This window comes from Clostridium tarantellae, from assembly GCF_009295725.1.
Lineage (GTDB): Bacteria > Bacillota > Clostridia > Clostridiales > Clostridiaceae > Sarcina > Sarcina tarantellae.
On sequence record NZ_WHJC01000712.1, the window covers coordinates 1 to 224 of the forward strand.

The following is a 224-nucleotide window of genomic DNA, read 5'->3' on the forward strand; positions in this document are numbered from 1 at the left end:
GGAGGACCAAGTGATGGTGCAACTACCTTAACTGTAAATGTAGCAGCTGCAGGAAAGTATAATTTAGCAGTGAAGTATATAGGGGCAGATGCTAATAGAAACTTAAAGATAGATATAAATGGAACAAACACAGGAGAAGTTTACACTCCAACACCAACTAATGGATGGTCCATAGGAGATGCTAAGACCTTTACTGTGGCAGTAAATTTAAATAGTGGAATAAA

The 224-nt window shown here is 37.5% G+C and carries 1 protein-coding gene; it reads left to right on the forward strand.

Annotated elements, in window-relative coordinates; all coding sequences use genetic code 11:
• Window positions 1–224, forward strand: a 224-nt coding sequence (locus GBZ86_RS19135; protein ID WP_479690766.1) for a carbohydrate-binding protein, incomplete at both ends; no start/stop codon positions are given.